A 24,684-nucleotide genomic window follows, 5' to 3' on the forward strand; every position below is an offset into this window, starting at 1 on the left:
CGTAGGGATCGTGGGACAGGTACAGATCGACGATCGCGTCGGAGATGCGGTCGCACACCTTGTCCGGATGGCCTTCGGACACGGACTCGCTGGTGAAGACGTAATTGAGCTTGGCCACGGCGAACCTCGGCAATGGACGGGGCTATTTCACACAAAACAATGGCGACCGGTACAGCACCCGAGGAAAACCCGATCTTCGCCGTATGTGACAAGGTTTGCGGTCGGGGTCAAGAGATCTCCCAGGAGAACGGGGGTAGAAACCCGGTTCCACCCGCAATGAATTCGGGGGATGCGACCGTCCGGTCACATCCCCCGTATCACAGGCCCCGTATCACAGGCCCCGTATCACACGCGGTCCGAAAAAATCGGGCCACTGCGTTCACACGTCCAACCCGGTCGGCGGTTATTCGGCGGCGTCGGCCATGCCGGCGTTGGCAACCGCCTTGGTCAGCTCGAACAGGCGCTTGCGGACCGACGGGTCGTTGATGCGGTAGTAGGCCCGCACCAGTTCCAGCGTCTCGCGCTTGGCCATCGGGTCCGGCTCGTAGCCGCCCGAACGTTCCTCGTAACCACCGGCGCCCGCCTCGTCGTCGTCAACCGGCGCGGAGGCCGCTTCGGCCGGCATGTCGTCGAAGAAGAACGACACCGGCACGTCCAGGACGCGGCTGAGGTCGAACAGGCGGGAAGCGCCGATGCGGTTCGCGCCGCGCTCGTACTTCTGGACCTGCTGGAACGTCAGGCCGATGGCCTCGCCCAGCTTTTCCTGGCTCATCCCCAACAGGGTCCGGCGCAACCGGACGCGGGAACCGACATGGACGTCAATCGGATTCGGCTTTCCCGTCTTGGGACGGCCGGCTGACGCACGGCGGCCCCGCGTTGCTGTTGCTGGCATTCTCTAATTCCCTGAAACAGTTGTGCAACCTTGATACGACATATCCATGTATGCAGTCAAGGGTGCCCCTGCCGCTCCCGATGCGCGTGGTTGAAAAAGATTGTTGGTTGCGCTAGCGGCGTTGTCGAGCGAGCAGACCGAGGGCAAGGCAGAACAGGAGCATTACCCCGAAAAGACCATCTCCCACCCAACCGTAAAGGGTGGGAGCCGGGCGTGCTTTTGGCAAGGCTGCATCGACGATGCCCCGCTGACCGAGGCCGAGCATGGCCGTCACCCGCCCGTAGGCGTCCACGACGCCGGAGATTCCGGTGTTGGCGACGCGCACGAGGGGCAGCCCCTCTTCCACCGCGCGGGTCTGGGCGATGGCGAAATGCTGATGCGGGCCGGCGGTGTTGCCGTACCAGGCGTCGTTGGTGAGATTCAGCATCCATTGGGGCCGGTGGGCGTGGTCCACCACCGCACCAGGGAAGATCACCTCGTAGCAGATCAGCGGGCTGACCGGCGGCAGGCCCTTCAGGTCGAGCGTCACCGGCCCCGGCCCGGCCGAGAACTCCGCCCCGTTGCCGGCGATGGCCCCGACCGGAAGCCAGTTCCGCAGCGGCATGTATTCGCCGAAGGGCACGAGGTGGAACTTGTCGAAGCTGCCCGCGATAGCGCCGCTGCCGTCCACCGCCAGCAGGCTGTTGTAGTAGCGCTGCTCCCCGTCCGCCCCCATGGTCACGCGCGGCGCGCCGGTGATCACCAGCCCGCCCGGCGGTGTCACCGAGCCCAGCGCCTGGCGCACGCGGGCATCCTGTTCCATGAACAGGGGGACGGCCGTTTCCGACCAGATGATGTGGGTGGGGGGCTCGGCCGACGGTGCCGACGGAGGCTCGGCGGAGAGGTCGAGCTGCTGCTGGACGTTGCGCACCCTCTCGCCGGGCGCCCATTTCAGCCGCTGGTCGATGGCCGGCTGGACGAGCCGCAGCCGCACCCCCGGCACCGTTTCCGTCGGGGCGCCGGCAAGCTGGAGTTCACCCCACACGCCCAGCCCCACGAACAGCGCCAGCCCGGCGGCCAGCGCCCCCCAGGCCCGGCGCGGCGGCAGGGCCGGATCACCGAGCGCGGCCGGCAGCGCCCCGACCAGGGCTGTCAGCAGGCTGAGGCCATAGATGCCGAACAGCGACACGCTCTGCAGCACCGGCAGGAAGCCGGTCCAGCCGTAGCCGATCAGGTTCCACGGGAAACCGGTGAAGACATGGCCGCGCAGCCATTCGAACAGCGCCCAGGACGCGGCGAACAGGACCACCCGCGCCAGCCCGGTCGCCCGCGTCTTCCAGACGAGCAGCGTGGCGAAGCCCGTGAACATGGACAGCAGGACCGGCAGCCCGGCCGCCGACAGCGGCAGCGCCCACCAGAAGCGCCCGATGTCGGTGAACAGCGCCGCGCTGATCCAGTAGAGGCCGAGCAGATGATGGGCGAAGCCGAAGAACCAGCCGACCGCGAAGGCCTGCCGCCCCGTCCGCTCCCCGTCGAGCAACCAGAGCAGCCCCGGAAAGGCGATCAGCAGCAACGGCACGGCGCAGGCCGGCGGCAGCGCGAAGGTCGCCAACCCGCCGAAGCCCGCCGCCACGGCCAGCCGCCGCCATCCGGCAAGCTGGGCAAGGCGCGCCGGGAACCGGTGCCGCGGAACCGGGGTGGTCAGGGTGTCGGACAGGGACAAGGAATGGACTCCGGTGTGGCGGGGCTGCCCACCGTAGGTGGGGAGCAGCGCGGCAACCTTCATCGTCATCCCCGCGCAGGCTCTCAGCGGATTTTCAATCCGCCTGACGCCGTCAGCGCTGGCTTCGCCAGCGCGAGAGGCGGGGATGACGGAAAAAACGCGTTCCCCTTCCCCACGGAGGAGGAAGGGGAACGACGACTAGCCCACCTCCGCCAGGGCGGAGTTGTTGGCGGGGGTGTTGCGGACGCGCAGGCGCTTGATGCGGCGGGGGTCGGCCTCGACGATCTCGAACTCGATGCCGGAGGGGTGGGTCAGCATCTCGCCGCGGCCCGGCACGCGGCCGGCGAGCGAGACGACCAGGCCGCCGAGCGTGTCGACGTCCTCGCGCTCCTCCTCGGTCAGGAAGGAACCGACGCGCTCCTCGAAATCCTCGATGGAGACGCGGGCGTCGGCGATGATCGAGCCGTCGGGGCGTTCCACGAGGCGCGGCTGGGCTTCCTCGTCGTGCTCGTCCTCGATCTCGCCGACGATTTCTTCCACCAGATCCTCGATGGTGACGAGGCCGTCGATGCCGCCGAACTCGTCCACCACCAGCGCCATGTGCTGGCGCTTCTGGCGCATCTGCACCAGCAGGTCCACCACCGGCATGCTGGGGGCGACGATGGAGAGGTCGCGGACGATGTCCTTCAGCTCGACCGTCAGGCCCTTCGCGACGGCGGCGAGCACGTCCTTGATGTGGACCATGCCCACCACCTCGTCCAGCGTCTCGCGGTAGACCGGCAGGCGGGAATGGGCCTCCTCCGCCATGCGCTGGACGAGGGTGGGGAACGGCGTGTCCACCTCCACCGCCACGATGTCGGCGCGCGGCACCATCACGTCGTCGACGGTGCGGTCGCGGAGCTTGAGGATGTTGGCGAGGAGGGCGCGTTCGCCCGCCCCCAGGGATCCCTCTTCGCCGTCCGGCTCCTCGATCAATTCCTCGATCGTGGCGCGGAGGGTCGCGTCGTCGCGCCCCCCGATGACGGTGCGGAGCCACCCCTTGAACAGGTGGCCCAGGGAATGGTGGTCTTCGGCCCCGTCTTCACGGGGCGTTCGACTGTCGGATATTTCGCTCATCGGTCCGGCGGTTGTTCGTCCAGGTTCGCCTCTCCCGGAGGGGTTCCGGAAGAGGTTCGCGTTGTGGCGTACGGATCGGCGATCCCGAGGGTTTCGAGCACCTGGACCTCCAGCTGCTCCATCTCCTCGGCATCCTCGTCCGTCTCGTGATCATACCCCAACAAGTGCAGAACGCCATGCACCACAAGGTGGGTCATGTGGTCCGAAGGCGTCTTTCCCTGCTCCTCCGCCTCGCGGGCGACGGTTTCCCAGGCCAGGATCACGTCGCCCAGCATGACGGGAGCGTCCTCGCCCGCGTCGGGCTCCTCCGCCTCGGTCAGGGCGAAGGACAGGACGTTGGTCGGCTTGTCCTTGCCTCGGTATTCGCGGTTCAGGCGGTGCACCAGCGCGTCGTCGGCGAGCACGATGGACAGCTCCGCCGGCCCTTCGTCCTCGTCGTAGGTGACGGACAGCGCGGCCAGCGCGGCGCGCTCCGACAGCCATTCGGCGTTGTCCGCCCAGTCGCCGGCTTCACGTGAAACAACGACATCCACGGCCATCACGGTGTCCCCTCCCCGTCCGTGCCGCTGTTCCCATTGCCGGCGGCGGGCCGGCGGGCGGGCTTGGGCTGGGCGTCGAAGCGGTCGTAGGCGCGGATGATGCGGGCGACCAGCGGGTGGCGCACCACGTCCACGTCGGTGAAATGCACGAAGCGGATGCCGTCCACCCCCTGCAGGATGTCCAGCGCCTCGCGCAGGCCGGACTTGGTGCCGGCCGGCAGGTCGGTCTGCGAGATGTCGCCGGTCACCGCCATGCGCCCGCCTTCGCCCAGGCGGGTGAGGAACATCTTCATCTGCATGGGCGTGGTGTTCTGCGCCTCGTCCAGGATGACGAAGGCGTTGCCGAGCGTGCGGCCGCGCATGAAGGCAAGCGGGGCGATCTCGATCTCGCCGGACTCCAGCCGCTTCTTCACCTGCTCCGCCGGCAGCATGTCGTGCAGCGCGTCGTAGAGCGGGCGCAGGTAGGGGTCCACCTTCTCCTTCAGGTCGCCGGGCAGGAAGCCCAGCCGCTCCCCGGCCTCCACGGCGGGACGCGACAGGATGATGCGGTCCACCTGCCCCGTCGTCAGCATCGCCACGGCCTGCGCCACGGCGAGGTAGGTCTTGCCCGTGCCCGCCGGGCCGAGGCCGAAGACCATCTCGCTTTCGGCGAGCGCCTGGAGGTAGGTGGCCTGCATGGGCGAGCGGGGAGTGATGGCCCCCTTGCGCCGGGTGCGCACCGCGATCTCCGCCCGGCTGAGCGTGGCGAGGTTCTGGTCGCGCACAGCACCACCGACGCCGGTGGCCATGCGGACGGCGGCATCCACCTCCCCCGTGCCGACGGGCATGCCGCGCTTCAGCCGCTCGTACAGGGCGTCCAGCGCCGAGCGCGCGGATTCGGCGGACTCCGATGGGCCGGCGATGGTCAGCGTGTTGCCTCGGGAAATCAGGGAGACGCCCAGCTGGTTTTCGATGCGCGCGAGGTGGCGGTCATGCTCCCCGTACAGCATCGGCAGAAGCCGGTTGTCGTCGAAATTCAGGTCGATGCGCTGATCCGGCAAGCCGTTCAAACACTGGCCTCCAGCGGTTGAGTCCCGTTTAGGGACGTTTGGAATTCGCCCGTTACGATGGTGCCGGCGAGGCTGTTCGGGTGGGCGGCGTCGATCCGCACCTCCACGATTCGACCCAACAGCCGGTCGTTCGCTTCGGCATGGACCGACTGCATGAAGGGGCTCTTGCCCAGCAGCTGGCCGGCGTGCTTGCCCTTGCGATCGAACAGCACCGGCACGGTGCGGCCGACGAAGCTCTGGTTGAAGGCCTGCTGCTGCGCGTTCAGCAATTGCTGGAGCGCCGCCAGCCGGGCGTCCTTCACATCCTCCGGCACCTGGGAATGCTCCAGGGCGGCGGGCGTGCCGGGGCGCGCGCTGTACTTGAAGGAATAGGCCTGGGCGTAGCCCACGTCGGTCACGATGCGCAGCGTGTCGGCGAAGTCGGCATCGCTCTCGCCGGGGAAGCCGACGATGAAGTCGCCCGACAGCGCCAGATCCGGGTTGGCCGCGCGCAGCTTGTCGATGACGCGGCGGTAGTCGTCGGCGGTGTGCTTGCGGTTCATCGCCGCCAGCACCCGGTCGGAGCCCGCCTGCACCGGCAGATGCAGGTACGGCATGAGCTGCGGCACCTCCGCATGGGCGCGGATCAGGTCGTCGTCCATGTCGTTGGGGTGCGAGGTGGTGTAGCGGATGCGCGCCAGCCCGTCGATCTCCGCCAGCGCGCGGATCAGCCGGCCCAGGCCCCAGGTCGACCCGTCCGGCCCGTCGCCGTGCCAGGCGTTGACGTTCTGGCCCAGCAGGTTGATCTCCCGCGTGCCGTTGGCGACGAGGCGCCGGGCCTCCGCCAGGATCTGGTCGGCGTTGCGCGAGAATTCGGCCCCGCGCGTGTAGGGCACGACGCAGTAGGTGCAGAACTTGTCGCAGCCCTCCTGCACGGCCAGGAAGGCGGTCACGCCCTGGGCGGCGCTCTCGTCCGGCAGGAAGTCGAACTTGGACTCCACGGGGAAGTCGGTGTTCAGCACGCTGCCAGCCTTGCGGCTGGCCTTGGCGACCATCTCCGGCAGGGTGTGGTAGGTCTGTGGCCCGAAGACGATGTCCACGTAGGGCGCGCGGGCGACGATCTCCTCGCCTTCCGCCTGCGCGACGCAGCCGGCCACCGCGACGATCATGCGGCCGTCGCCGGCCTCGGCCTTGCTGTCCTTCAGCAGGCGCAGGCGGCCAAGCTCCGAGAAGACCTTCTCGGACGCCTTTTCGCGGATGTGGCAGGTGTTGAGGATCACCATGTCGGCGCCGTCCGGCTCGTCCACCGGCCGGTAGCCCAGGGGTGCCAGGACATCCGCCATGCGGGCGGAGTCGTAGACGTTCATCTGGCAGCCCCAGGTCTTGATGAAGAGCTTCTTACTCAACGATCCCTTCCGCACCAATACAAAAAGGCGCGCCGAGACGGCCCATCGATTTTGGACCCGTCAGGCGCGCGATCCGCCGCGTCGCGGCATCGCTTCCAGCCAATATGGTAACACGAGTGCGGCAAAACGAGTCAACCGCAGGCTCATCCCGGTTCAGGGGAACGGCCATGCGTCACCGATCATGCGTCACCGCGTCAGATATTCGCGCAGCAGCAGGCGGGCGCGGTGCAGGCGGGCCTTCACCGCCTGCCGCGTGGTGCCGAGCGCCGTGGCGATCTCGTCGATGGTCATTTCGTTGACGTCGCGCATCAGCGCGACCTCGCGGTAGTGCGGCGGCAAGGCCTCGAAGGCCGCCGCCACGTCAAGCCGCAGCTCGGCCTCCGTCCGGTCGAGCAGGACCGCTTCGGCCTCGCTCTCCGCGACCGTCGCTCCAGCCCGGCGGGCGAGGCGGAGGCATTCCCGCCGGACCACGCTGAACAGCCAGCCAGAGAAGGACAAAAGCGTGCGGATGGTGCCGACGTGCCGGAACAGCCGCCACAGGGCTTCCTGCGCGGCGTCCTCGGCGTCCGCCGAGGTGCGGCAGGTCGCGCGGGCGTAGCGGCGGATGTCGGGCTGCGCCTTTTCCAGCAGGCGGACGATGGCGCCCTGGTCTCCCAGGCGCGCCGCCTCGAACAAATCGGCCGGCAAATCAGCCGTGATCGCCGCCCTCATGCAGGGCCTTCCTTGCCGATGCCGGCGACCGCGCACATCGGGCAGTAACCGACGAGTCCGGTCAGGGCGAACGCCGCGCCGCCGGCGGCGACCAGCCACACGGCCGCGCCGGACAGCGACACGAAGGCCCCGGCCGCGACGGCAAGGCCGCCCGCCACCCGAACCGCCTGATGCACGCCGCCGATGTTCTTCCTGTAGAACGCCATGACAATCCTCCGAAACAAGCCGAGGCGGGACGCCTCAACCCGTAAGAGGCCGGAGGGCGGCAAAAGGATTCGCGGGCCGCTGCATTTTTTCCAAAATTTTTTGATCAGCGTCCCGACACCGAACGCTCCACCCCGCGCGCGACGGCGCGCTGGCAATGTTCGGCGAGCGATTTGCGGCTGGAGAAGCCGTCGATGGTCACCGGCGGGTGGAATTCCACCTCCACCGTCATGCGGCCCAACGTGAAGACCGTCCACAGGTGCGGGGCGAGGTCCATGTCGCCGTACCAGGCGTAGAAGGGCCGGAAGGCGATGCCCATGGGGATGCCGTCCAACCGCGTCGGCGTGATGCTGACCGGCTGCACGGTCAGTGGCTTGCCGTCGATGCGCCGGGCGGCGACCGCGAACAGCGCCGTCTTGAAGGGCAGCGTGCGGTTGCCGTCGCTGGAGGTGCCTTCCGGGAACAGGATCAGGCTGTCGCCGGCGTCCAGCCGCGCGCCCAGCTCGTCGCGCTGCCGCTCCACGCCGGCGCGGGCCTTGCGCTCCACGAACACGGTCTGCTGGAGCTTCGCCAGAAAGCCGAAGAAGGGCCAGCCGGCCACCTCGCTCTTGGCGACGAAGGAGCCGGGGATCAGCGAGCCGAGAACGGTGATGTCCAGGTAGGAGGAATGGTTGGAGACGAACAGCACCGGCCCGTCCGCCGCGCGTTCCCCGCGCACCACCACGTCGAAGCCCAGGATGCGGGCGCAGATCCGGTGGTAGACCAGCGGGATCCGGTACCGCGCCGTCAGCTTCAGCGTCTGGGCGAGCAGCTGGAGCGGCACCAGCAGCAGCGTCCAGGCGAGATAGACGACAAGACGCAGGGCGCCGCGGACCGGCGATCCCAGGGGGTGACAACCGGAGGCGTCCACCGCGCTCATGCGAACTTGCCCGTCATGCAATCTGGGCGTCGCGGCTGCGCCGCTCGTAGTGCTTGGAGTATTTGTCGGTGATGAGGTCCGTCTTCACGATGATGGACACGTCCGTCGTGTTGAACTGGTGGTCGATCACCGCGCCATCACCGATGAAGCCGCCCAGCCGCAGGTACCCCTTGATCAGCGGCGGCAACACGTTCAGCGCGCGCCGCGGGTCGATCTGGTCGCGCGGCATCAGGTCCATGCCGACGTGCCGTTCCGGCAGGGCGACGGGGCGCAGCTCCGGCGGGGCGAGGTGGTAATGGTGGAGGTAGGCCAGCGGCTCGGCCAGGGCCGCGGGGTCGGTGCCCGGCAGGCTGGCGCAGCCGAACATCAGCGCGATGTCGTGGTGGAACACATAGGCCGCGATGCCGCGCCACAGCAGCTGCATGCTGCCGCGCGTGCGGTAGGCGGCGTCCACGCAGGACCGGCCGAGTTCCAGGATCTCGCCGGGATGGGCGACCAGCCGGCTGATGTCGTATTCGTCGCTGGAGTAGAAGCGCCCGGCTTTCGCCGCCGCCGGTCGGCGGATCAGGCGGTAGGTGCCGACCACGGATTCCGGCCCGTCGCCGCGCGCGTGGTCGATCACCAGCAGGTGGTCGCACAGCGTGTCGAAGTCGTCGAAGTCGCGGTGGCGCGCCGCCATGTCGGGGGTCGGGACCGCCGACATCTCCTCGTAGAAGACGCGGTAGCGCAGCGCTTGCGCCCAGTCGATCTCGGCGGCCGTTTCGGCCAGCCGCACTTCCAGGGAGCCCATGCGCAGTTCGGACGAACTGCCCTGGTCCGTGCTTGTATCAGCCATTCGACGGTTCGCTGGCGTTGTTCGTGTTCATGGCGACGACCCGCACCCCATCCGGAGCCCGGTTCAATCACACAACAGGGATAACACAAAGGGCTGGTTGCCGGTCAACCGCCTCGTCGCCGATTGCGGCATCGGCAGGCGCGTTGTCGCAGGCTGGACGGAGCAAAAAAGCGTTCCGAAACCAAAAAAGGCTCCGGAGCGGACCGACCGGATCGGCGGTCCGCCGGAAACCGACGCTCAAGCCAGACTGACCTTACGCCGCACCGCGACGCGCACGGGTGCCGAGCCCGATCTGCTTGGCCAGCGAACTGCGCTGGCGCGCGTAGTTCGGGGCCACCATGGGATAGTCGGCCGGCAGACCCCAACGGTCCCGGTATTCCTCCGGCGACATATTGTAGGCCGTCTTGAGGTGGCGCTTCAGCATCTTCAGCTTCTTGCCGTCCTCCAGGCACACAATGTAATCGGGAGTCACCGACTTCTTGATGGGCACAGCGGGCTGCGGACGCTCTTCCGTCGCAACCGGCTCCGTGCCGACGTTCGCCAGAGACTTGTAGACCTGCTCAATCAGCGTCGGAAGATCGCTGAGAGCCACTGTATTGTTGGAGACGTGCGCCGCAACGATCTCCGTGGTCAGAGACAACAGCGCGTTGGAAGGGTTCCCATTGCTCATGTAAGCTTGCTCCGCGGCTTGGCGTTCCTCTCCATATAAAGAGGTTTGAGGCCGTGTGCAATATCCATCCTTTGATCGCAAAGAGGAAGCAGTGTACGAAAAAAACTCGCCCGATTTCTTTTTGGACATCACCACGGACGTATGCCCGTTAACCTTCGTCAAAACCAAGTTATCGGTGGAGCGGATGGCCCCGGGGCAGACGCTGGAAGTGCGGCTGAACGCTGGCGAACCCTTGGAGAATGTACCCCGATCCTTGGCTGAGCTGGGTCACTCCATTCTGGCCGTAATGCCCGAAAATCCGGATGATCCGGCCGGGATCCACCGCCTTTTGGTCCGTAAAGGTTAAAATCTATTCGTTTGCATAGGAATGTCGCAGGACGAGCGCGGCAACCCTTCCGTCCGGCCGCTTGTAATATCCGGGCCGCCGGCCGACCGGAAAGAAACCGCTGGCCTTATACAAGGCCTGCGCCGCGCCGTTGTCTTCAGCAACTTCAAGGAAAAGCGCGGTGGCGCCGAGCCGCTGCGCCCCGTCCAGCGCCGCCGCGACAAGGTGCCGCCCCACGCCGCCGCTCCGTGCCTCCGGCAGCACACCGATGGCAAGGATTTCCCCGTCCTCCGCCGCGACGCGTGCCATGACGAAACCGATGGGCTCCCCCGCGTGCAGCGCAAGCAGCGCGAAGTTGCCCGGCTGGCCCACCAGCGTGGCGATGGACTCCGCCCCCCAGGGATCCTCGGGAAAGCAGACGCGCTGCAGTTCGGCCAGCACCGGCGCCTCCAGGACGCCGGCCGGCCGCAACAGGATGTCGGTGCTCATGATGCAGGGCTCATGATGGTGCTCAGGAGGGCTGGCGCGGCAGCGTGACGTCGGGCGGGCGCAGGTAGAAGGGCTGGGCCGGCAGGCCGGCCGCGCGCTCCGCCCCCAGCGCCGCCACCACGGCGGCGTCCGGCATGCCCGGCCCGCTCGCGAAAGCGGTGTCCGGCCGGCCTTCCAGCAACAGACGCAGCAGCCCGGCCCCGTCGCCGGCGACCAGCAGCGGCCCCCGGGCGTAAAGCCCGTCCAGCCAGCCGGGGATCGCGGCCGGATCGGGCATCGCCGGCTCCCCCATCGGCGCGAGGTCGGGGGCGAAGAGCTGGAGGAAGGGTTCGGCCCGGCGGGAGTCCACGGCCACCAGCACCGCCCGCCCGGCGCGTTCCGTCTCCGGCAGGCCGTGGGCGATGGCTTCGAAGGTGGTGATGCCGACCACCGGCAGGCCGGCGGCCAGCGCGAAGCCGCGCGCCGCCGCCAGCGCGATGCGCAGGCCGGTGAAGGCGCCGGGGCCGACCGTCACCGCGATGCGGTCCAGACCGTCGAAGCCGACCCCGGCCTCGGCCAGCGCCGCCTCCGCCATGGGGACCAGCGCTTCCGCCTGGCCGCGCGCCATCGGCTCCGCCCGGCGCGCGGTGACGCGCCCGTCGTCCCACACCGCCGCCGAGCATCCCGACGTGGCCGTGTCCAATCCCAGAACCCTCATCGTTTCCACACCTTTTGCTCTTACCAGCGGCTTCTGTAACCGATCGGGGCCGTGCTAAACAGCGGCCATGCTCACGCCCATCGCACCGCCGGCCTTCGACGTCGATCTCGACCTGCTCTACGCCACGCCCGACAATCTGGCCGGCGTTCCGATCTACCGCCAGCCCGTCTGCCTGCTGCACCCGGACGCGGCGGAGCGGCTGCGCGCCGCCATCGGGCTTGCCCGCGGCATCGGTTGCCGGCTGCGCATCTACGATGCCTTCCGGCCGGTCGAGGCGCAATGGAGGCTTTGGGAAGCCTTCCCCGACCCCGCCTACATCGCCGACCCGCGCATCGGCTCCATGCATTCTCGCGGGGTGGCGGTGGATCTGACCCTGGCTGACGGTTCCGGGCGGCCCTTGGACATGGGCACCGGCTTCGACGACATGACCGACCGCTCGCACCACGCGCGCACCGACCTGACCCCGGACCAACAGCGCAACCGCGCCCTGCTGCTGGGGATCATGACGGCGGCCGGCTGGCGGCATTACGCCTGCGAGTGGTGGCACTACCAGCTTCCCGACGCCGACGGCTATCCCCTGCTGACCGACGCGGCGGCGGGCGGCCTGCTGATGGGCTGCTGATGGGCACCTGACCGGGTGTTTGGTTGAGCGGATGCGGGGCTGTTTGTTGCATCCCTGCATCAACCGGTGGTCGGCAGCACGCCGCGGGGTCATATACGGGCGTTGCGGACTTGTTCACCACGGCCCGGATGTGTCACACCACCCGGGGTAAGCCGGACCGCCGTCCGGTTTCACGATCCGCATGGGCCGATATGCCGCTTCGACGCGCCGCCGCACTGTTCGCCGTGGCCGCCGCCTGGGTCTTCCAGGCCTGGGCGGGCGGACCCGCCGTGGCGGCGGAGGCGCCCGGCGCCCCAATGGCCAGCACCCCAACGGCCGTCGTCTTCGCCTACGACCGCTTCGGCGAGGACCAGACCCCCTCGATCAGCATCCGCCTCGACCAGTTCGAAGCCCATCTGGACGAGCTGGAGGACGGCGAGTACGAAGTCCTCCCCCTGCCGAAGATCCTGGAGGCCCTGCGTTCCGGCGCGCCGCTGCCCGACCGGACGGTGGCCATCACCATCGACGAGGCCAGCCGATCCGCCTACCGCGAGGCCTGGCCGCGCCTGAAGGCAGCCGGCCTGCCCTTCACCCTGTTCGTCGCCACCGACGCCATCGACCGCGGCTCCCCCGCCCACATGACCTGGGCGGAGGTCCGGCAGCTGACGTCCGCCGGGGTGACCATCGGCGGCCTCGGCGCCTCCACCCAGTCGCTGGTGAACCGCCCGGCCGCCGACATCAGGGCGGAGCTGAAGCGCATGGCCGACCGCATCCAGGCGGAGACCGGCCAGCGCCCGACCCTGTTCGCCTACCCGCAGGGGGAGGTGTCCTCCGCCGTCCGCACCATCGTGACGGAGCAGGGCTTCACCGCCGCCTTCGGCCAGCAGTCCGGCGTGCTGCACGCCAACGCCGACCGTTGGAGCCTGCCGCGCTTCGTGATGAACGAGAGCTTCGGCAGCGTCGACCGCTTCCGGCTGGCCGCCAACGCGCTGCCGCTGCCGGTGACCGACCTGACGCCCGACGACCCGCTGCTGACCGTCAACCCGCCGCCGCTGGGCTTCACCGTGGCGGAGGGGGTGGGCGACCTGTCGCGGCTGGCTTGCTTCGCCTCCGGCCAGGGCCGCACGGCGCTGGAGCGCATTGCGGAGGACCGGGTGGAGGTCCGCATCAAGGACGCCTTCGCCCCCGGCCGCGCCCGCGTCAACTGCACCCTGCCGACGGCGGACGGCCGCTGGCGCTGGCTGGGCATGCAGTTCGTCGTTCCGGAATAGATTTCACGGCCCGGAATAAGTTCCCGCGCAAACAAAAAGGGCACGGGTCTCCCCGTGCCCTTTTTATCGCCGTAATCCTGATCCGGGTCAGCGGACGGCGCGCACCTCGACCACCTCGGGGATGTAGTGGCGCAGCATGTTCTCGATGCCGGCCTTCAGCGTGGCGGTGGAGCTGGGGCAGCCGGAGCAGGCGCCCTTCATCACCAGATAGACCACGCCTTCCTCGAAGCCGTGGAAGGTGATGTCGCCACCGTCCTGCGCCACGGCCGGGCGCACGCGGGTGTCGAGCAGTTCCTTGATCTGGCTGACGATCTCGTCGTCGTCACCGTGGTCGGCGTGGGTGTGGCCGTCGCCGGCGTCGCCCAGCAGCACCGGGCGGTTGGCGGTGAAGTGCTCCATGATGACGCCAAGGATCGACGGCTTCAGCAGGAACCACTCCTTGTCGTCCGACTTGGTGATGGTGACGAAGTCGCTGCCCAGGAACACGCCGCGCACCCCGTCGATCTCGAACAGGCGCTGGGCGAGCGGGGAGTTGCCGGCCTCCTCGCGGCTGGAGAAGTCGGCGGCGCCGGATCCGAGCACGTCGCGACCCGGCAGGAACTTGAGAGTCGCCGGGTTGGGCGTCTGCTCGGTCTGAATGAACATGGCAATATCCTCCATCGACGCCGAACAAGACTGGCGGCGTAGGCGAAACTTGGGCAGAATCCGCCGCCAGATCAAGCACCGCGTCTGTATGGTTATCGTCACGTGAGCATTGCGCGGCCCGCAGCACCCCTCCCCACTCCCGAACCGATCCGCGACGCGCAGGCGCTGATCGACTGGCTGCTGCGCGAAGGGCGGCAGTCCGGCAGCATCGAGGAGCTGATGGACCGCTTCTGCCATCGCCTGATGGCGGCCGGCGTTCCCCTGATGCGCGTGGTCTGCGGCCTGCCGCTGCTGCACCCGCAGATCCGCTCCATCGGCTTCTTCTGGCGCCGCGACGCCGAAAGCGTCGAGGTCAACCCCCGCCCCCACGGCACCGAAGCCAGCGCCGAGTATCTGACCAGCCCCTTCGCCACCCTGCTGGACCACGGGGCCGACGGCATGCGCTACCGGCTGGAGCAGATGGAGCCGCCCTGGCCCTACCCCGTTCTGGGCGAACTGCGCGAGCAGGGCGCCACGGACTATGTCGCCATGGTCCTGCTGTTCACCGGCGGCCGGCGCAACGTGCTGAGCTTCACCACCGACCGGCCCGGCGGCTTCTCCACCGCCGACCTCGCGCTGGTGGATGCGGTCCTGCCGGCCTTGGGCGCGGTGCTGGAGACGATGGCGCTGCGCCGGCTCGCCACCACGGTGCTGGACACCTATGTGGGCCGGCAGACCGGCACGCGCATCCTGTCCGGCGACATCCGGCGCGGCACCGGCGCCAACGTCCGCGCCGTGCTGTGGTACTGCGACCTGCGCGGCTTCACGCCGCTGGCCGACCGCCTGCCGCGCGAGGAGCTGATCGCTCTGCTGAACGGCTATTTCGAGATCATGGGCGGGGCCGTGGAGGAGCGCGGCGGCGAGATCCTGAAGTTCATCGGCGACGCCATGCTGGCCATCTTCCCGCTGGAGGACGGCGATCACAGCGGCTCCGCCGCCTGCACCAAGGCGCTGGATGCGGCCGAAGCCGCCCTGAAGGCCATGGAGGCCCGCAACGCCGAACGCGCCGCCTGGGGCCAGCCGACGCTCCGCTGCGGCATCGCGCTGCACATCGGCGACGTCATGTACGGCAACATCGGCTCGGCCAACCGGCTGGACTTCACGGTGATCGGCCCGGCGGTCAACCTGGTCAATCGGATCGAGGGGCTGTGCAGCCAGCTCGGCCGCACCGTCCTGACCTCCGCCGAGATCGCCGCCGCCTGCGGCGCCCGCCTGGAACCGCTGGGACGCCATGCCGTGAAGGGACTGGCCGAGCCCGTGGAGGTCTATGGGTTGGCGGGGTAGCGGCACCAAAACCCTCGCCCGGCCCCGCCGGGAGAGGGGGACTCACGTCAGCACCCATGCGCTTTCGCGGGGTGACGTAAAGACAAGGACGTTCGATTTTGCAAGAATCCCACCCGGAGTCCTCCCCCACCCGCCCCTACGCCCTCGCCGCCGCGGCTTTCGCCGCTGGCTGGTCGCTGATGATGATGGAAATCCTCGGTGGGCGGCTGATGGCGCCGCATTTCGGCTATTCGGTCTACCAGTGGGGTGCGGTCATCGGGGTGGTGATGACCTTCATGGCGGCGGGATATTGGGTCGGCGGGCAGGTCGGCGACGGGCCGAAGGCGGTGCCGGCGCTGCGCTTCGCCCTGCTGGCCGGGGCGGTCGCGGCGGCGCTGACGCCCTGGCTCGGCAAGCCGATGCTGGCGGACACGGCGGCGCGGATGAACGCGGCGGAGGGGTCCGTCTTCGGGGCGGCGCTGATCCTGGGCGGACCGTCCTTCGCGCTGGCCATGGTGTCGCCCATCTGCGCGGGGCTGAGCGCCCTGTCGGGAGCGGCGGCGGCCGGGCGGATCTACGCCGTGGGCACGCTGGGCAGCATCGGCGGGACCTTTTTCGCCTCCTTCTACGCCATTCCGGAGCTGGGTGTGTCGGGCGGCTACGCGCTGGCCGCCGCCCTGCCGGCACTCGCCTGCGCCGTCGTTCCCGGCGGGAGGCGGATGGCCGCCGCGGCCGCGCTGGCGGTGCCGGCGGCCTGGGCGGCGGGCTTCGGCGAGGGGAAGGGCTTCACCGTCTACCGGGAGACGCCGCACAACACGATCATGGTTCGCGACGACGGTGAGGAGATCCGCCTGCACCTGAACGTGCTGTGGGCCACGCAGTCGCGCATCCGTAAGGACGGAGGGCCGACCGGCCTCTATTACGACCTGTTCGCGGCGGCCCCGGCGCTGGCCGCCCCTCCCCCGGCAGGAGGGACGCGCGTGCTGGTGCTTGGGCTGGCCGGCGGCGCGGTCGCCAAGGAGATCCTGGAGGCGTGGCCTGGCGCCGACATACTGGGCGTCGAACTGGACCCCGCCGTGGTCGAGGTGGCGCGGGAGCGTTTCGGGTTGCGGCCGGAGGTGCGGGTCGCGGTGGACGACGCCCGCCGCCATGTGGAAATCTCGGCCGAGCAGCACGACGTGGTGATCGTCGACCTCTACTCCACCGCCATCATCCCTTTCTTCACCGCAACGCGGGAGTTCTTCGCGGCGGTCGAGCGGCGCGTGGCGCCCGGAGGCGTCCTGCTGATGAACGTGGCCTCGCCGCTCGACCGCGACGCGCTGGTCGGGCCGCTGGCGGCGACGCAGGGCGCCGTCTTTCCGTCGGTGTACGTCACCGAGGCCGGGCGCGGCAATTACCTGCTGATCGCCACGAAGGAGAGACGTACGCTGGACGAGCTGCGCGTACGGCTGGAGAACGCCCCGCCCGCCGCGGCGTATGCCGCGCGGCGCATCCTGGACGGCCTCGCCCCCGCCAACACCGCCGGGCAGCCGGTCCTGACCGACGACCGCAGCGACATCGACCTGCGCAGCCTCGCCGCACTGTACGGGCGGTGATCCTTACGTCACCGCGTCGATGGCGTCGTCGCCAAGGCCGCCGGGGACGATGGTCAGCGGGATGCGCAGGCGGGCAAGGCCGCGCCCGGTGAAGTAGGAGATCAGCGGCCCCGGCCCTTCCGGATCGATGCCGGCGCCCAGCACGAGGATGGAGATGCTGGGTTCCTCCTCGATCAGGGCCAGCACCTCGTCGCGGCGGTTGCCCTCACGCACGTACAGGGCCGGCAGGGTGCCGGTCAGCTTGTTCACGTCGCGGGCGAGCTTCTGAAGCTTTTGTTCGGCCTCCGTCCGCTGCTCCTCGCGGATCAGGTTCTCGACGGCCAGCCAGTGCTGCATCTCGCCGGGCTCAATGACCGTCAGCAGCGCCACCTTGCCGCCCGACTTGCGGGCGCGCAGGCAGGCGTAGCGCAGGGCGACCCGGTGTTCGGGGCTTTCGTCCACGACGACGAGGAAGATGCGCACGGGCGGCTTGGCGGCCGCTGTCGGTTCGGCGGTTTCCGGACTGGAGGATGCGGTCGGGTCGGTCATGCTTGCACCTGTGGGCTCACACCCTTCGGAAGGCGGCGCCGGCCAGCCAGCCGGCGGCGATCGCACCGATCACCGCCGCAAGGCCGTAGGTCACCGGCTGGTTGCGGGCAAATTCGAACACTTCGGCGCTGAACCCGACCTTCGAGACCACCAGCGGCGTGGTCTGGGCGCTGACCACGTCGCCGTCGCGGATCAGCAGGGCTTCCACATTGTACAGCCCGGTCGGCACGTTGGCCGGAAAGTAGATGTTGGTCCGGAACAGCCGCTCGCCAAGAAAGGACACCTGACCCAGCGTGATTCCGTAGAGGCCGGCGCGCTGCTTGTTGCGGATCAGGGCGGAGCGGAACAGGGCCAGCTGCTCCGGCGACAGCTGTTCGCGCGGCCCGAGCTGCAGGTTCGGCAGGCCGATCTGGTGCCGTTCCAGGACCGGCCGGCTGGCGAACTGGTCGAGCGGCCGGTTGGTCGCCACCATGTAGTAGCTCGGCACCTGCTCGAACCGGGCGCTGCGGGCGTTGATCCAGATGCCGGCGATGCGCTCCTTCCGGCGCACGGTGACGGAGCCGCGCGGGCCGGTCACCACGATGGCGACGTCGCCCGCCCCGTCGGTGGTGCCGAACAGCACGACCTCCGTGCCGGTGAAGCCGGTGGTGATGGCGATCAGGTGGCTGGACAGATCGGCGACGAGCTGCTGCGCCCAGACGGTCGCGGCCAGCGTGCCACCCACGGCCAGTCCGGCCAGCGCCCCGGCGCCGCGGAACCACCAAATCCGCCTCACAGCATCCTCGTGGAGATGGTGAAGACGTCGTTCGGCTCGACCACCAGATCCCAGGCCAGCTTCAGCGCGACGGCCACGACCAGGGAGGCCAGCAGCAGCCGCGCCTGCTCGCCGCGCAGCTTCCCACCCGCCTTGGTCCCGAACTGCGCGCCGACCACGCCGCCGATCAGCAGCAGCAGCGCCAGCATCACGTCCACCGTCTGGTTGGTGGCGGCCTGCAGCAGCGTTGCCATGGCGGTGGTGAAGATGATCTGAAACAGCGAGGTGCCGGCCACGAGGCCCGTGGGCATGTTCAGCAGGTAGATCATCGCCGGCACCAGCATGAATCCGCCGCCGATGCCCATGATCGCCACCAGCATGCCGCCGATGGCGCCGATGCCCGCCGGCAGCAGCGCCGAGATGTAGAGCTTGGAGCGCTGGAACCGCATCTTCAGCGGCAGGCCGTGCAGCCACAGGTGCCGGTGCAGCTTTCCGCGCTTGGCCGTCGGCGCGCGGCGGCGGATCAGCGCGCGGCTGGATTCCACCAGCATCATCGACCCGATGGTGCCGAGGAAGAAGACGTAGGCCAGCGTGATCGCCACGTCGATCTGGCCGATCCGCTGCAGCAGGCCGAAGATCCAGACGCCGACGACGGTGCCGACCATGCCGCCCAGCAGCATGACGATGCCCAGCTTCACGTCCACGTTGCCGCGCCGCCAGTGGGCCAGCACGCCCGACACGCTGGCCGCGACCAGCTGGTTGGCCTGGGTGCCCACGGCCACCGCCGGCGGCACGCCGATGAAGATCAGCAGCGGCGTCATCAGGAAGCCGCCGCCCACCCCGAACATGCCGGACAGGAACCCGACGAGCCCGCCCATGCCGAGCACGAGCAGCGCGTTGACCGACATCTCGGCAATCGGCAGATACACTTGCATGATGGGCAGGGCCGGCGGACGGGGGGCGTCCGCCAGCTTAACCCACGGAAGCGTGGTCCGGCAATTACGCCGGAACCAATTACGCCAGAACGGCCTTCTGCGTCACCAGATCGGCCAGCACGACCTCCGGCCGGGCGCCGACGTGGCTGATGATCTCCGCCGCGGCGACGGCGCCCAGGCGGCCGCAGACCGCCGGGGACAGGCCGCGGGTGTGGCCGTAGAGGAAGCCCGCCGCGTAGAGATCGCCGGCGCCGGTGGTGTCCACCACGCGCTCCACCGGGGCGGCCGGAACCTCGACCACCGAACCGCCGGTGACGATGACGGCGCCCTTTTCGCTGCGGGTCAGGGCCGCGACCTTGCCCAGGCGCTTCACCGCCTCCAGCGCGTCCTCGAACCGGTCGGTCTTGTAGAGGGCGCAGATCTCATGCTCGTTGGCGAACAGGATGTCGACGTGGGTCTGGACAAGGTCCAGGAACTCCCCATGGTGGCGATGGACGCAGAAGCTGTCGGACAGCGACAGCGACACCTGCCGGCCGGCGCCGTGGGCGATGGTGGCCGCCTTCAGGAAGGCCTCCTTCGCGCGGGGCGGATCCCACAGGTAGCCTTCCAGGTAGGTGACCTGCGAGTTGGCGATCAGGGCCTCGTCGATGTCCTCCGGCCCCAGTTCCACGCAGGCGCCGAGGAAGGTGTTCATGGAGCGCTGGGCGTCCGGCGTCACCAGGATCAGGCAGCGGGCCGTCGGAGCGCCGCCGTGGCCGGCCTGCGTCTCGAAATGCACGCCGGTGGCGCGGATGTCGTGGCGGAAGACCTGGCCCAGCTGGTCGTTGTGGACCTTGCCGATGTAGGCCCCCTTGCCGCCCAGCGAGGCGATGCCCGCCATGGTGTTGCCGGCGGAGCCGCCCGACACCTCGACGCCCGGCCCCATGCGGCCGTACAGTTCCTCCGCGCGGGCGGCGTCGATCAGGGTCATGGCGCCCTTTTCGATGCCGTTGGCGGCGAGAAAGGCGTCGTCGGCGTGCGCGATCACGTCGACAATGGCGTTGCCGATGCCGGTAACGTCGAATTCGGCCGGGGCCATGGTCTCTCCTATGGGGTAATCAGGGGGAAATTGGCCGGGAGTATACAGACGCGTCGCCGCGTCACAAGCCGCTCGACGTTCGGGCGCGCGGCTGGGCTCTGGAAGACGGCGCCGCGCCGTCGTAGATAAGCAGCGCCTTCCAAGGGGACTGCCATGATCCGCGCTCTGCTTCTCGCCTTCGCCCAGCTGTCGGATCCGACCTCGCGCCGGGTGGTGTGGATCGGCGTGCTGTCCGCCGCCGCGGCCTTCGGGCTGCTGGCCGTCGGGGTCTGGTGGGCGCTGTTCCACACCCAGCTGACCGGCTACGCCTGGGTGGACCAGCCTTTGGACGTGCTGGGCGGCCTGGCCGTCCTGATACTGGCCTGGTTCCTGTTCCCGGCGACCGTCGGCATGGTGTCCAGCTTCTTCCTGGACGAGGTGCTGAACGCGGTGGAGCGCCGCCACTACCCCCACCTTCCCCCGGCCCGCCAGACGGGGATTACGGAAGAACTGGTGACCGCCCTGCGCTTCTTCGCGGTCGTGCTTCTGGTGAATGTGGCGGCCTTGCCCTTGTATCTGATGCTGCCCGGGCTGAACCTGTTGGTGTTCTACACGGCGAACGGCTATCTTCTGGGGCGCGAATACTTCGAGATGGTCGCCATCCGCCGGCTGGGACGAAAAGAGGCCGGCTTCCTGCGGCGTGCCCGGCCGTTGAAACCTTTTTCGGCTGGCGTCGCAATCGCCTTTCTTTCGACGATCCCTTTCGTCAACCTCCTGGTGCCGGTGATCGCGAGCGCCTTCATGGTCCATGTCTATCATTCGATGACGGGGCATGCGGCGGCGCGATCGTCCGTAGCGGGCGCGGCGGGCTCTTCCCGTCCGTGAAAGCCCACTTGCGGCCGGCCGGATGACCGTGTTACCCCCGCTGGGGTGGGCTTTTTGACCGCCGTTTTTGACAGCCGTCGATCAGGGCCCCCGGCATCTTGACGCTGCCTTGATGACCTGACTGACCTGGGGACCAACGTTCATGCTGTTCGGACGAAAGACTCCGCCCGCCGGTGCGCCGAAAGCCCCGAGCGCCGGCCAAAGCACCGAAGGGGCCGCGCCGGCGGTGGCCACCGCTGAAGGCGCGGCGACCGTCTCGCCGCTCGCCTCGCTCGCGAACCCGTCCGTTGCGGCGGCACCGTCCGCGCATCCGTCTTCCCCCTCGGCTCCGCAAGCCCCCGCTCCGGCCGCCCGCGCGCCGTCTTCCGAGCCGACCCCCGTGCCGTTTTCCGATAAGGGACCCGAGATGAACACGAGCATCCCGAAGCCGCCGGCCGGCGCCGGCATCCCCGGTGCGAGCTTCAAGCCGACCGACATCCCGCGCCGCACCGTCGACCTTCCGGGCGTCGCTCCCCGCAAGCCGGAGGGCTTCGGCGCCCCGGCGGCCCCCGTTGCCGCGGCCCCGGCGGCCCCGGCACCGGCCAGCGCCCCGCTGGCGTCCGACCACCGCCGCCTGATCGTCGGCCGCGACATCTCGCTGGCCGGTGAGATCGGGTCCTGCGACGTGCTGGTCGTCGAAGGCACGGTCGAGGCCAAGCTGCGCAACGGCCGCTCCATCGAGATCGCCGAGACCGGCCTGTTCAAGGGCTCCGTCGAGATCGACGAGGCCGACATCGGCGGCCGCTTCGAAGGCGACATCACCGTGCGCGGCCGCCTGACTGTGCGCTCCACCGGCCGGATCAACGGCGCCGTCAAGTACGGCGAGCTGATGGTCGAGTGCGGCGGCCAGCTGAACGGCGAAGTCAGCCTGTACAGCGCCCAGGCCAAGCCGGCGGCCACCACTCCGGCCCCCGTGGTCGCGGACGGCGAGTAAACGCCCCTAAACACCTGACTTTTCAGGTTGTTTCGGCAAAAACCCGGCCGGACGAAAGTCCGCGCCGGGTTTTTTGCGGGCAGCGGATGCCGCGAAGGCATATGAGCGCGTCTTAAACCCCTCGCCCATCCCCGATGGGAGAGGGGTTTTCAGGTCAGCACAGGCACCGGCCTGCGCCCCGTTCTCCTAAGCGCAACCCAACCCGACGTCAGGCGTCCTCGTCGTCCATATCGTCGAAGGTCAGCGGGCGGACCTCCAGGCGCGGGTCGGGCTGCGGCAACGGCGGGGGGGTCGGCCGCGCCGGGGGCTGACGGGGGTCGGGGGCCGTTCGACGGGGCGGGCGGATCGGCTTGTTGACGGCACCCCTCGGGCCGATGCTCGGCTCGTCGCCGAAGTCGGGCAAGGGCGGGCAGCGGTCCATCACCACGCGCATCAGCCCGGCGATGCGGTCCGTCTGGGCGCGCAGCGTCTGCCCGCGCTCCCCGTCGTAGAGCGGATCGTCCAGGAACTTGCGGATCTCCAGCAGCGCCCGCAGCTCCACCCCGACGATCTCGTGCGTGCCGATGGGCAGGGCCTTCACCCGCGCGAAGGTGCCGAAGAAACCGGCGCTCTCCTCCACGAACAGGATCACCATGCGGGCGTGCAGGCGCTCCAGCGCGGTGGTCATGGGACCGATCAGCTCCTCCATCTCGGAGGGGGCGGCGTCCAGACGTTCCTGGGTGACGGCGGCCAGCGCGAAGAAGTCGCGCACCTTCTTGGTGAACTTGCGGTAGCGCCCCATGCCGCCGACCGACACGCGCTCGCGCGCCGCGGCGGCGAGATCGCCCGACGACTTCAGCATGGCGTCCAGCCGCATCAGCAGCTTGGCGACCTCGCGCTGGCGTTGCGCCGCGCTGATCATCGGCGCGGGTGGCGCCTGCCGTTTCGGGGGGGAGGGGCGCCCGATCATTCCGTCCTGTCCATCCCGGCTATTTCGCCGTCCGGATGGTCAGGTTGCGCTCGCCGCCGCCGCGCAGCACGGTCACCTGCATCGGGGTGCCGACGCGCACCAGCCCGACGCGGTTGCGGAAGTCGGTGGCGCTGCGCACCGCGCGGCCTTCCACGGCCACCACCACATCGCCGCTGCGCAGCCCCGCCTTGTCGGCGGCGGAGCCCGGCTCCACCTGGGCGATGACGGCGCCGGCATCGCCGGCCAGGCTCATGCTCTCGGCCAGGTCGGGGGTCAGGTCCTGGATCGCCACGCCCAGCCGGCCGCGCCGCACCTCGCCATACTCGACCAGCTGCTCCATCACCGAGCGCACGATGCTGACCGGCACGGCGAAGCCGATGCCGACCGAGCCGCCGGCCGGCCCGATGATGGCGGTGTTGATGCCGATCAGCTCCCCATTGAAGCTGACCAGCGCGCCGCCGGAGTTGCCGGGGTTGATGGAGGCGTCGGTCTGGATGAAGTCCTCATACCCCTCGATCTTCAGCCCGCTGCGCCCCAGCGCGGAAATGATGCCGGACGTCACGGTCTGGCCGAGCCCGAAGGGGTTGCCGATGGCGACCACGAAGTCGCCGACCTTCAGCCGGTCCGAGTCGCCCCAGGGCAGCGCGGTCAGGTTCTCCGCCTCGATCTTCAGCAGCGCGATGTCGGTCGCGGTGTCGCGCCCGACCAGCTTGGCGCGCAGCCGGCGTCGGTCCTTCAGGGTGACGGCGATCTCCTGCGCGTTCTCCACCACATGGGCGTTGGTGACGACGTAGCCGCGCCGTGCGTCCACGATCACGCCCGACCCGGCGCTGACCTGCGGACGCGCCTGCTGTTCGGGAACGTTGAAGAAGCGCCGGAAGAAGGGGTCGCGCAGCAGCGGGTTTTCCGCCTGCGGGGCGCGCGACAGCACGGCGATGTTCACCACGGCGGGGGTCACCTGCTCCAGCATCGGGGCGATGGTCGTGGCACCGCCGATGCCGGCCGGCAACGCCGCCGAGGCGGGCCCCGCCGCAATGCCGCCCGCCAGCAGTCCGGCCCCCAGCATCGCGGAGACGCAGGCCACCGCCGCAAGCCGAACCGTCCGTTTCATCGAATCATCCTCCCCAGCACCCGGCACCCATCATCAACATTCAGCGGGCGCGGCAGATTTGGGAGAAAACGGCATTCCGTTCAACCCCATGCATCGGATGCTCCCATTGGCCGGTCCGGGGACGGCCGCCGTCACCGCGGCGGGACCGGAGCCGTTTGCGCCGCGCCGCTGTTGGCGACTATACGTGAAGGCGGCCCGGGACCGAAGCACGGATGCCCCAAAAGAAAAAGCCGCCTCCCGACAACCCCGGCCAGGAAACGCCCCCATGCCCTCCCCCAACGCCCGCACCCGCACCAGTTCGGCCCCAGCCAACCCCGCCACGGCTGATCCGCTGGCCCTTCACATCGGCACGCTGCGCGCCATGACCGCCGCCAACACGGCCTGGGCCGGGCTGTGGCCCGCGGCCTATCTCGTTTCCGGTTCGCCCTTCTTCTGGGCGCCGCCTCTATGGATCCTGGCGATGATGGCGCCCGCTGACGCGAAGGGCGGCGTCGCGGGCAGCATGGCGCCGCGCAAGTAGACGGCCCCCCAAAAATCCAACGGCG

General features: G+C 69.3%; 29 protein-coding genes. 8 read left to right on the forward strand and 21 right to left on the reverse strand.

The window, feature by feature from the left end; all coding sequences use genetic code 11:
• The 12 genes from ACSVC7_RS14970 to ACSVC7_RS15025 all read right to left on the reverse strand — a co-directional run.
• A partial coding sequence (locus ACSVC7_RS14970; protein ID WP_483508404.1) for an S-adenosylmethionine synthetase N-terminal domain-containing protein occupies positions 1-118 on the reverse strand: 118 nt, incomplete at its 3' end.
• A 285-nt stretch (positions 119-403) separates the two neighbouring features.
• On the reverse strand, positions 404-892 hold the full coding sequence (locus ACSVC7_RS14975; protein ID WP_448205291.1) for a helix-turn-helix domain-containing protein: 489 nt from the start codon (positions 890-892) through the stop codon (positions 404-406).
• 112 nt (positions 893-1,004) lie between these two features.
• A complete protein-coding gene (gene lnt, locus ACSVC7_RS14980) occupies positions 1,005-2,663 on the reverse strand; it encodes an apolipoprotein N-acyltransferase (RefSeq protein WP_448205290.1) in 1,659 nt (552 codons plus the stop codon).
• 129 nt (positions 2,664-2,792) lie between these two features.
• Entirely contained in the window at positions 2,793-3,710 is a 918-nt protein-coding gene (locus tag ACSVC7_RS14985; protein ID WP_448205289.1) for a hemolysin family protein, read from the reverse strand.
• Positions 3,707-4,249 (reverse strand): rRNA maturation RNase YbeY, encoded by a 543-nt coding sequence (gene ybeY, locus ACSVC7_RS14990; protein ID WP_448205288.1) that lies wholly within the window; start codon positions 4,247-4,249, stop codon positions 3,707-3,709. Before ybeY ends, ACSVC7_RS14985 begins: the two co-directional genes overlap by 4 nt.
• Positions 4,249-5,238, reverse strand: coding sequence for a PhoH family protein (locus ACSVC7_RS14995; protein WP_448205299.1), 990 nt, complete (start codon positions 5,236-5,238; stop codon positions 4,249-4,251). Before ACSVC7_RS14995 ends, ybeY begins: the two co-directional genes overlap by 1 nt.
• Positions 5,239-5,294: 56 nt before the next feature.
• Positions 5,295-6,683 (reverse strand): tRNA (N6-isopentenyl adenosine(37)-C2)-methylthiotransferase MiaB, encoded by a 1,389-nt coding sequence (gene miaB / locus ACSVC7_RS15000; protein WP_448205287.1) that lies wholly within the window; start codon positions 6,681-6,683, stop codon positions 5,295-5,297.
• 186 nt (positions 6,684-6,869) lie between these two features.
• On the reverse strand, positions 6,870-7,394 hold the full coding sequence (locus ACSVC7_RS15005; protein WP_448205286.1) for an RNA polymerase sigma factor: 525 nt from the start codon (positions 7,392-7,394) through the stop codon (positions 6,870-6,872).
• On the reverse strand, positions 7,391-7,600 hold the full coding sequence (locus ACSVC7_RS15010; RefSeq protein WP_448205285.1) for a YgaP family membrane protein: 210 nt from the start codon (positions 7,598-7,600) through the stop codon (positions 7,391-7,393). Before ACSVC7_RS15010 ends, ACSVC7_RS15005 begins: the two co-directional genes overlap by 4 nt.
• Positions 7,601-7,704: 104 nt before the next feature.
• Positions 7,705-8,517 carry a lysophospholipid acyltransferase family protein gene (locus ACSVC7_RS15015; RefSeq protein ID WP_448205284.1) on the reverse strand — a complete coding sequence of 271 codons (813 nt, stop codon included), beginning with the start codon at positions 8,515-8,517 and terminating at the stop codon, positions 7,705-7,707.
• Positions 8,518-8,530: 13 nt separating this feature from the next.
• On the reverse strand, positions 8,531-9,352 hold the full coding sequence (locus ACSVC7_RS15020) for a GNAT family N-acetyltransferase (RefSeq protein WP_448205283.1): 822 nt from the start codon (positions 9,350-9,352) through the stop codon (positions 8,531-8,533).
• A 253-nt stretch (positions 9,353-9,605) separates the two neighbouring features.
• Positions 9,606-10,022, reverse strand: coding sequence for a Ros/MucR family transcriptional regulator (locus tag ACSVC7_RS15025; protein WP_448205282.1), 417 nt, complete (start codon positions 10,020-10,022; stop codon positions 9,606-9,608).
• Between the two features lie 91 nt (positions 10,023-10,113).
• Here ACSVC7_RS15025 and ACSVC7_RS15030 point away from each other — a divergent pair, with 91 nt between their 5' ends.
• Entirely contained in the window at positions 10,114-10,368 is a 255-nt protein-coding gene (locus ACSVC7_RS15030; RefSeq protein ID WP_448205281.1) for a sulfurtransferase TusA family protein, read from the forward strand.
• Between the two features lie 3 nt (positions 10,369-10,371).
• Here ACSVC7_RS15030 and ACSVC7_RS15035 read toward each other — a convergent pair whose 3' ends face one another.
• Together ACSVC7_RS15035 and tsaB are read right to left on the reverse strand one after the other, a co-directional pair.
• A complete protein-coding gene (locus tag ACSVC7_RS15035) occupies positions 10,372-10,836 on the reverse strand; it encodes a GNAT family N-acetyltransferase (RefSeq protein WP_448205280.1) in 465 nt (154 codons plus the stop codon).
• A 22-nt stretch (positions 10,837-10,858) separates the two neighbouring features.
• Entirely contained in the window at positions 10,859-11,533 is a 675-nt protein-coding gene (gene tsaB, locus ACSVC7_RS15040) for a tRNA (adenosine(37)-N6)-threonylcarbamoyltransferase complex dimerization subunit type 1 TsaB (protein WP_448205279.1), read from the reverse strand.
• Positions 11,534-11,600: 67 nt separating this feature from the next.
• Here tsaB and ddpX point away from each other — a divergent pair, with 67 nt between their 5' ends.
• Entirely contained in the window at positions 11,601-12,155 is a 555-nt protein-coding gene (gene ddpX, locus ACSVC7_RS15045) for a D-alanyl-D-alanine dipeptidase (protein WP_448205278.1), read from the forward strand.
• 191 nt (positions 12,156-12,346) lie between these two features.
• Positions 12,347-13,405: a polysaccharide deacetylase family protein gene (locus ACSVC7_RS15050; protein ID WP_448205277.1), complete on the forward strand. Its 1,059-nt coding sequence runs from the start codon at positions 12,347-12,349 to the stop codon at positions 13,403-13,405.
• Between the two features lie 87 nt (positions 13,406-13,492).
• Here the strand turns inward: ACSVC7_RS15050 and ACSVC7_RS15055 are convergent, their stop codons facing one another.
• Positions 13,493-14,050 (reverse strand): NifU family protein, encoded by a 558-nt coding sequence (locus ACSVC7_RS15055; protein WP_448205276.1) that lies wholly within the window; start codon positions 14,048-14,050, stop codon positions 13,493-13,495.
• Positions 14,051-14,152: 102 nt separating this feature from the next.
• On the opposite strand from ACSVC7_RS15055, the gene ACSVC7_RS15060 reads away from it, so the two are divergent.
• Positions 14,153-15,373 carry an adenylate/guanylate cyclase domain-containing protein gene (locus ACSVC7_RS15060; RefSeq protein ID WP_448205275.1) on the forward strand — a complete coding sequence of 407 codons (1,221 nt, stop codon included), beginning with the start codon at positions 14,153-14,155 and terminating at the stop codon, positions 15,371-15,373.
• A gap of 98 nt (positions 15,374-15,471) precedes the next feature.
• Positions 15,472-16,947 (forward strand): fused MFS/spermidine synthase, encoded by a 1,476-nt coding sequence (locus ACSVC7_RS15065; RefSeq protein WP_483508393.1) that lies wholly within the window; start codon positions 15,472-15,474, stop codon positions 16,945-16,947.
• Positions 16,948-16,950: 3 nt separating this feature from the next.
• On the opposite strand, the gene ACSVC7_RS15070 is transcribed toward ACSVC7_RS15065, so the two are convergent.
• The 4 genes from ACSVC7_RS15070 to ACSVC7_RS15085 form a co-directional block, all read right to left on the reverse strand.
• Positions 16,951-17,475, reverse strand: coding sequence for a universal stress protein (locus ACSVC7_RS15070; protein ID WP_448205273.1), 525 nt, complete (start codon positions 17,473-17,475; stop codon positions 16,951-16,953).
• Between the two features lie 16 nt (positions 17,476-17,491).
• Positions 17,492-18,250: a TIGR02186 family protein gene (locus ACSVC7_RS15075; RefSeq protein ID WP_448205272.1), complete on the reverse strand. Its 759-nt coding sequence runs from the start codon at positions 18,248-18,250 to the stop codon at positions 17,492-17,494.
• Entirely contained in the window at positions 18,247-19,164 is a 918-nt protein-coding gene (locus ACSVC7_RS15080) for a sulfite exporter TauE/SafE family protein (RefSeq protein ID WP_448205271.1), read from the reverse strand. The genes ACSVC7_RS15075 and ACSVC7_RS15080 overlap by 4 nt, the downstream gene beginning before the upstream one ends.
• Positions 19,165-19,243: 79 nt before the next feature.
• A complete protein-coding gene (locus tag ACSVC7_RS15085) occupies positions 19,244-20,242 on the reverse strand; it encodes an adenosine kinase (protein ID WP_448205270.1) in 999 nt (332 codons plus the stop codon).
• A 153-nt stretch (positions 20,243-20,395) separates the two neighbouring features.
• Here ACSVC7_RS15085 and ACSVC7_RS15090 point away from each other — a divergent pair, with 153 nt between their 5' ends.
• Together ACSVC7_RS15090 and ACSVC7_RS15095 are read left to right on the forward strand one after the other, a co-directional pair.
• Positions 20,396-21,106 (forward strand): EI24 domain-containing protein, encoded by a 711-nt coding sequence (locus ACSVC7_RS15090; protein WP_448205269.1) that lies wholly within the window; start codon positions 20,396-20,398, stop codon positions 21,104-21,106.
• Positions 21,107-21,512: 406 nt separating this feature from the next.
• Positions 21,513-22,079 carry a bactofilin family protein gene (locus tag ACSVC7_RS15095; RefSeq protein ID WP_448205268.1) on the forward strand — a complete coding sequence of 189 codons (567 nt, stop codon included), beginning with the start codon at positions 21,513-21,515 and terminating at the stop codon, positions 22,077-22,079.
• A 208-nt stretch (positions 22,080-22,287) separates the two neighbouring features.
• On the opposite strand, the gene ACSVC7_RS15100 is transcribed toward ACSVC7_RS15095, so the two are convergent.
• Together ACSVC7_RS15100 and ACSVC7_RS15105 are read right to left on the reverse strand one after the other, a co-directional pair.
• Positions 22,288-23,028, reverse strand: coding sequence for a hypothetical protein (locus ACSVC7_RS15100; protein ID WP_448205267.1), 741 nt, complete (start codon positions 23,026-23,028; stop codon positions 22,288-22,290).
• Between the two features lie 19 nt (positions 23,029-23,047).
• The gene (locus ACSVC7_RS15105; RefSeq protein ID WP_448205266.1) at positions 23,048-24,139 is read right to left on the reverse strand and encodes a Do family serine endopeptidase; all 1,092 of its coding nucleotides are present in this window, start codon (positions 24,137-24,139) and stop codon (positions 23,048-23,050) included.
• A 265-nt stretch (positions 24,140-24,404) separates the two neighbouring features.
• Here ACSVC7_RS15105 and ACSVC7_RS15110 point away from each other — a divergent pair, with 265 nt between their 5' ends.
• On the forward strand, positions 24,405-24,659 hold the full coding sequence (locus ACSVC7_RS15110; protein ID WP_448205265.1) for a hypothetical protein: 255 nt from the start codon (positions 24,405-24,407) through the stop codon (positions 24,657-24,659).
• The last annotated feature ends 25 nt before the right edge of the window (positions 24,660-24,684 follow it).

This window comes from Azospirillum mesophilum (assembly GCF_053470405.2).

Excerpts from the sequence above, each read along its gene's own strand:
- ACSVC7_RS14975 (WP_448205291.1), bottom strand. The coding sequence starts at position 892 with ATGCCAGCAACAGCAACGCGGGGCCGCCGTGCGTCAGCCGGCCGTCCC.
- lnt (WP_448205290.1), bottom strand. The coding sequence starts at position 2,663 with ATGACGATGAAGGTTGCCGCGCTGCTCCCCACCTACGGTGGGCAGCCC.
- ACSVC7_RS14985 (WP_448205289.1), bottom strand. The coding sequence starts at position 3,710 with ATGAGCGAAATATCCGACAGTCGAACGCCCCGTGAAGACGGGGCCGAA.
- ybeY (WP_448205288.1), bottom strand. The coding sequence starts at position 4,249 with ATGGCCGTGGATGTCGTTGTTTCACGTGAAGCCGGCGACTGGGCGGAC.
- ACSVC7_RS14995 (WP_448205299.1), bottom strand. The coding sequence starts at position 5,238 with ATGCTGTACGGGGAGCATGACCGCCACCTCGCGCGCATCGAAAACCAG.
- ACSVC7_RS15005 (WP_448205286.1), bottom strand. The coding sequence starts at position 7,394 with ATGAGGGCGGCGATCACGGCTGATTTGCCGGCCGATTTGTTCGAGGCG.
- ACSVC7_RS15010 (WP_448205285.1), bottom strand. The coding sequence starts at position 7,600 with ATGGCGTTCTACAGGAAGAACATCGGCGGCGTGCATCAGGCGGTTCGG.
- ACSVC7_RS15015 (WP_448205284.1), bottom strand. The coding sequence starts at position 8,517 with ATGAGCGCGGTGGACGCCTCCGGTTGTCACCCCCTGGGATCGCCGGTC.
- ACSVC7_RS15020 (WP_448205283.1), bottom strand. The coding sequence starts at position 9,352 with ATGGCTGATACAAGCACGGACCAGGGCAGTTCGTCCGAACTGCGCATG.
- ACSVC7_RS15025 (WP_448205282.1), bottom strand. The coding sequence starts at position 10,022 with ATGAGCAATGGGAACCCTTCCAACGCGCTGTTGTCTCTGACCACGGAG.
- ACSVC7_RS15035 (WP_448205280.1), bottom strand. The coding sequence starts at position 10,836 with ATGAGCACCGACATCCTGTTGCGGCCGGCCGGCGTCCTGGAGGCGCCG.
- tsaB (WP_448205279.1), bottom strand. The coding sequence starts at position 11,533 with ATGAGGGTTCTGGGATTGGACACGGCCACGTCGGGATGCTCGGCGGCG.
- ddpX (WP_448205278.1), top strand. The coding sequence starts at position 11,601 with ATGCTCACGCCCATCGCACCGCCGGCCTTCGACGTCGATCTCGACCTG.
- ACSVC7_RS15050 (WP_448205277.1), top strand. The coding sequence starts at position 12,347 with ATGCCGCTTCGACGCGCCGCCGCACTGTTCGCCGTGGCCGCCGCCTGG.
- ACSVC7_RS15055 (WP_448205276.1), bottom strand. The coding sequence starts at position 14,050 with ATGTTCATTCAGACCGAGCAGACGCCCAACCCGGCGACTCTCAAGTTC.
- ACSVC7_RS15070 (WP_448205273.1), bottom strand. The coding sequence starts at position 17,475 with ATGACCGACCCGACCGCATCCTCCAGTCCGGAAACCGCCGAACCGACA.
- ACSVC7_RS15080 (WP_448205271.1), bottom strand. The coding sequence starts at position 19,164 with ATGCAAGTGTATCTGCCGATTGCCGAGATGTCGGTCAACGCGCTGCTC.
- ACSVC7_RS15085 (WP_448205270.1), bottom strand. The coding sequence starts at position 20,242 with ATGGCCCCGGCCGAATTCGACGTTACCGGCATCGGCAACGCCATTGTC.
- ACSVC7_RS15090 (WP_448205269.1), top strand. The coding sequence starts at position 20,396 with ATGATCCGCGCTCTGCTTCTCGCCTTCGCCCAGCTGTCGGATCCGACC.
- ACSVC7_RS15095 (WP_448205268.1), top strand. The coding sequence starts at position 21,513 with ATGAACACGAGCATCCCGAAGCCGCCGGCCGGCGCCGGCATCCCCGGT.
- ACSVC7_RS15100 (WP_448205267.1), bottom strand. The coding sequence starts at position 23,028 with ATGATCGGGCGCCCCTCCCCCCCGAAACGGCAGGCGCCACCCGCGCCG.
- ACSVC7_RS15105 (WP_448205266.1), bottom strand. The coding sequence starts at position 24,139 with ATGAAACGGACGGTTCGGCTTGCGGCGGTGGCCTGCGTCTCCGCGATG.
- ACSVC7_RS15110 (WP_448205265.1), top strand. The coding sequence starts at position 24,405 with ATGCCCTCCCCCAACGCCCGCACCCGCACCAGTTCGGCCCCAGCCAAC.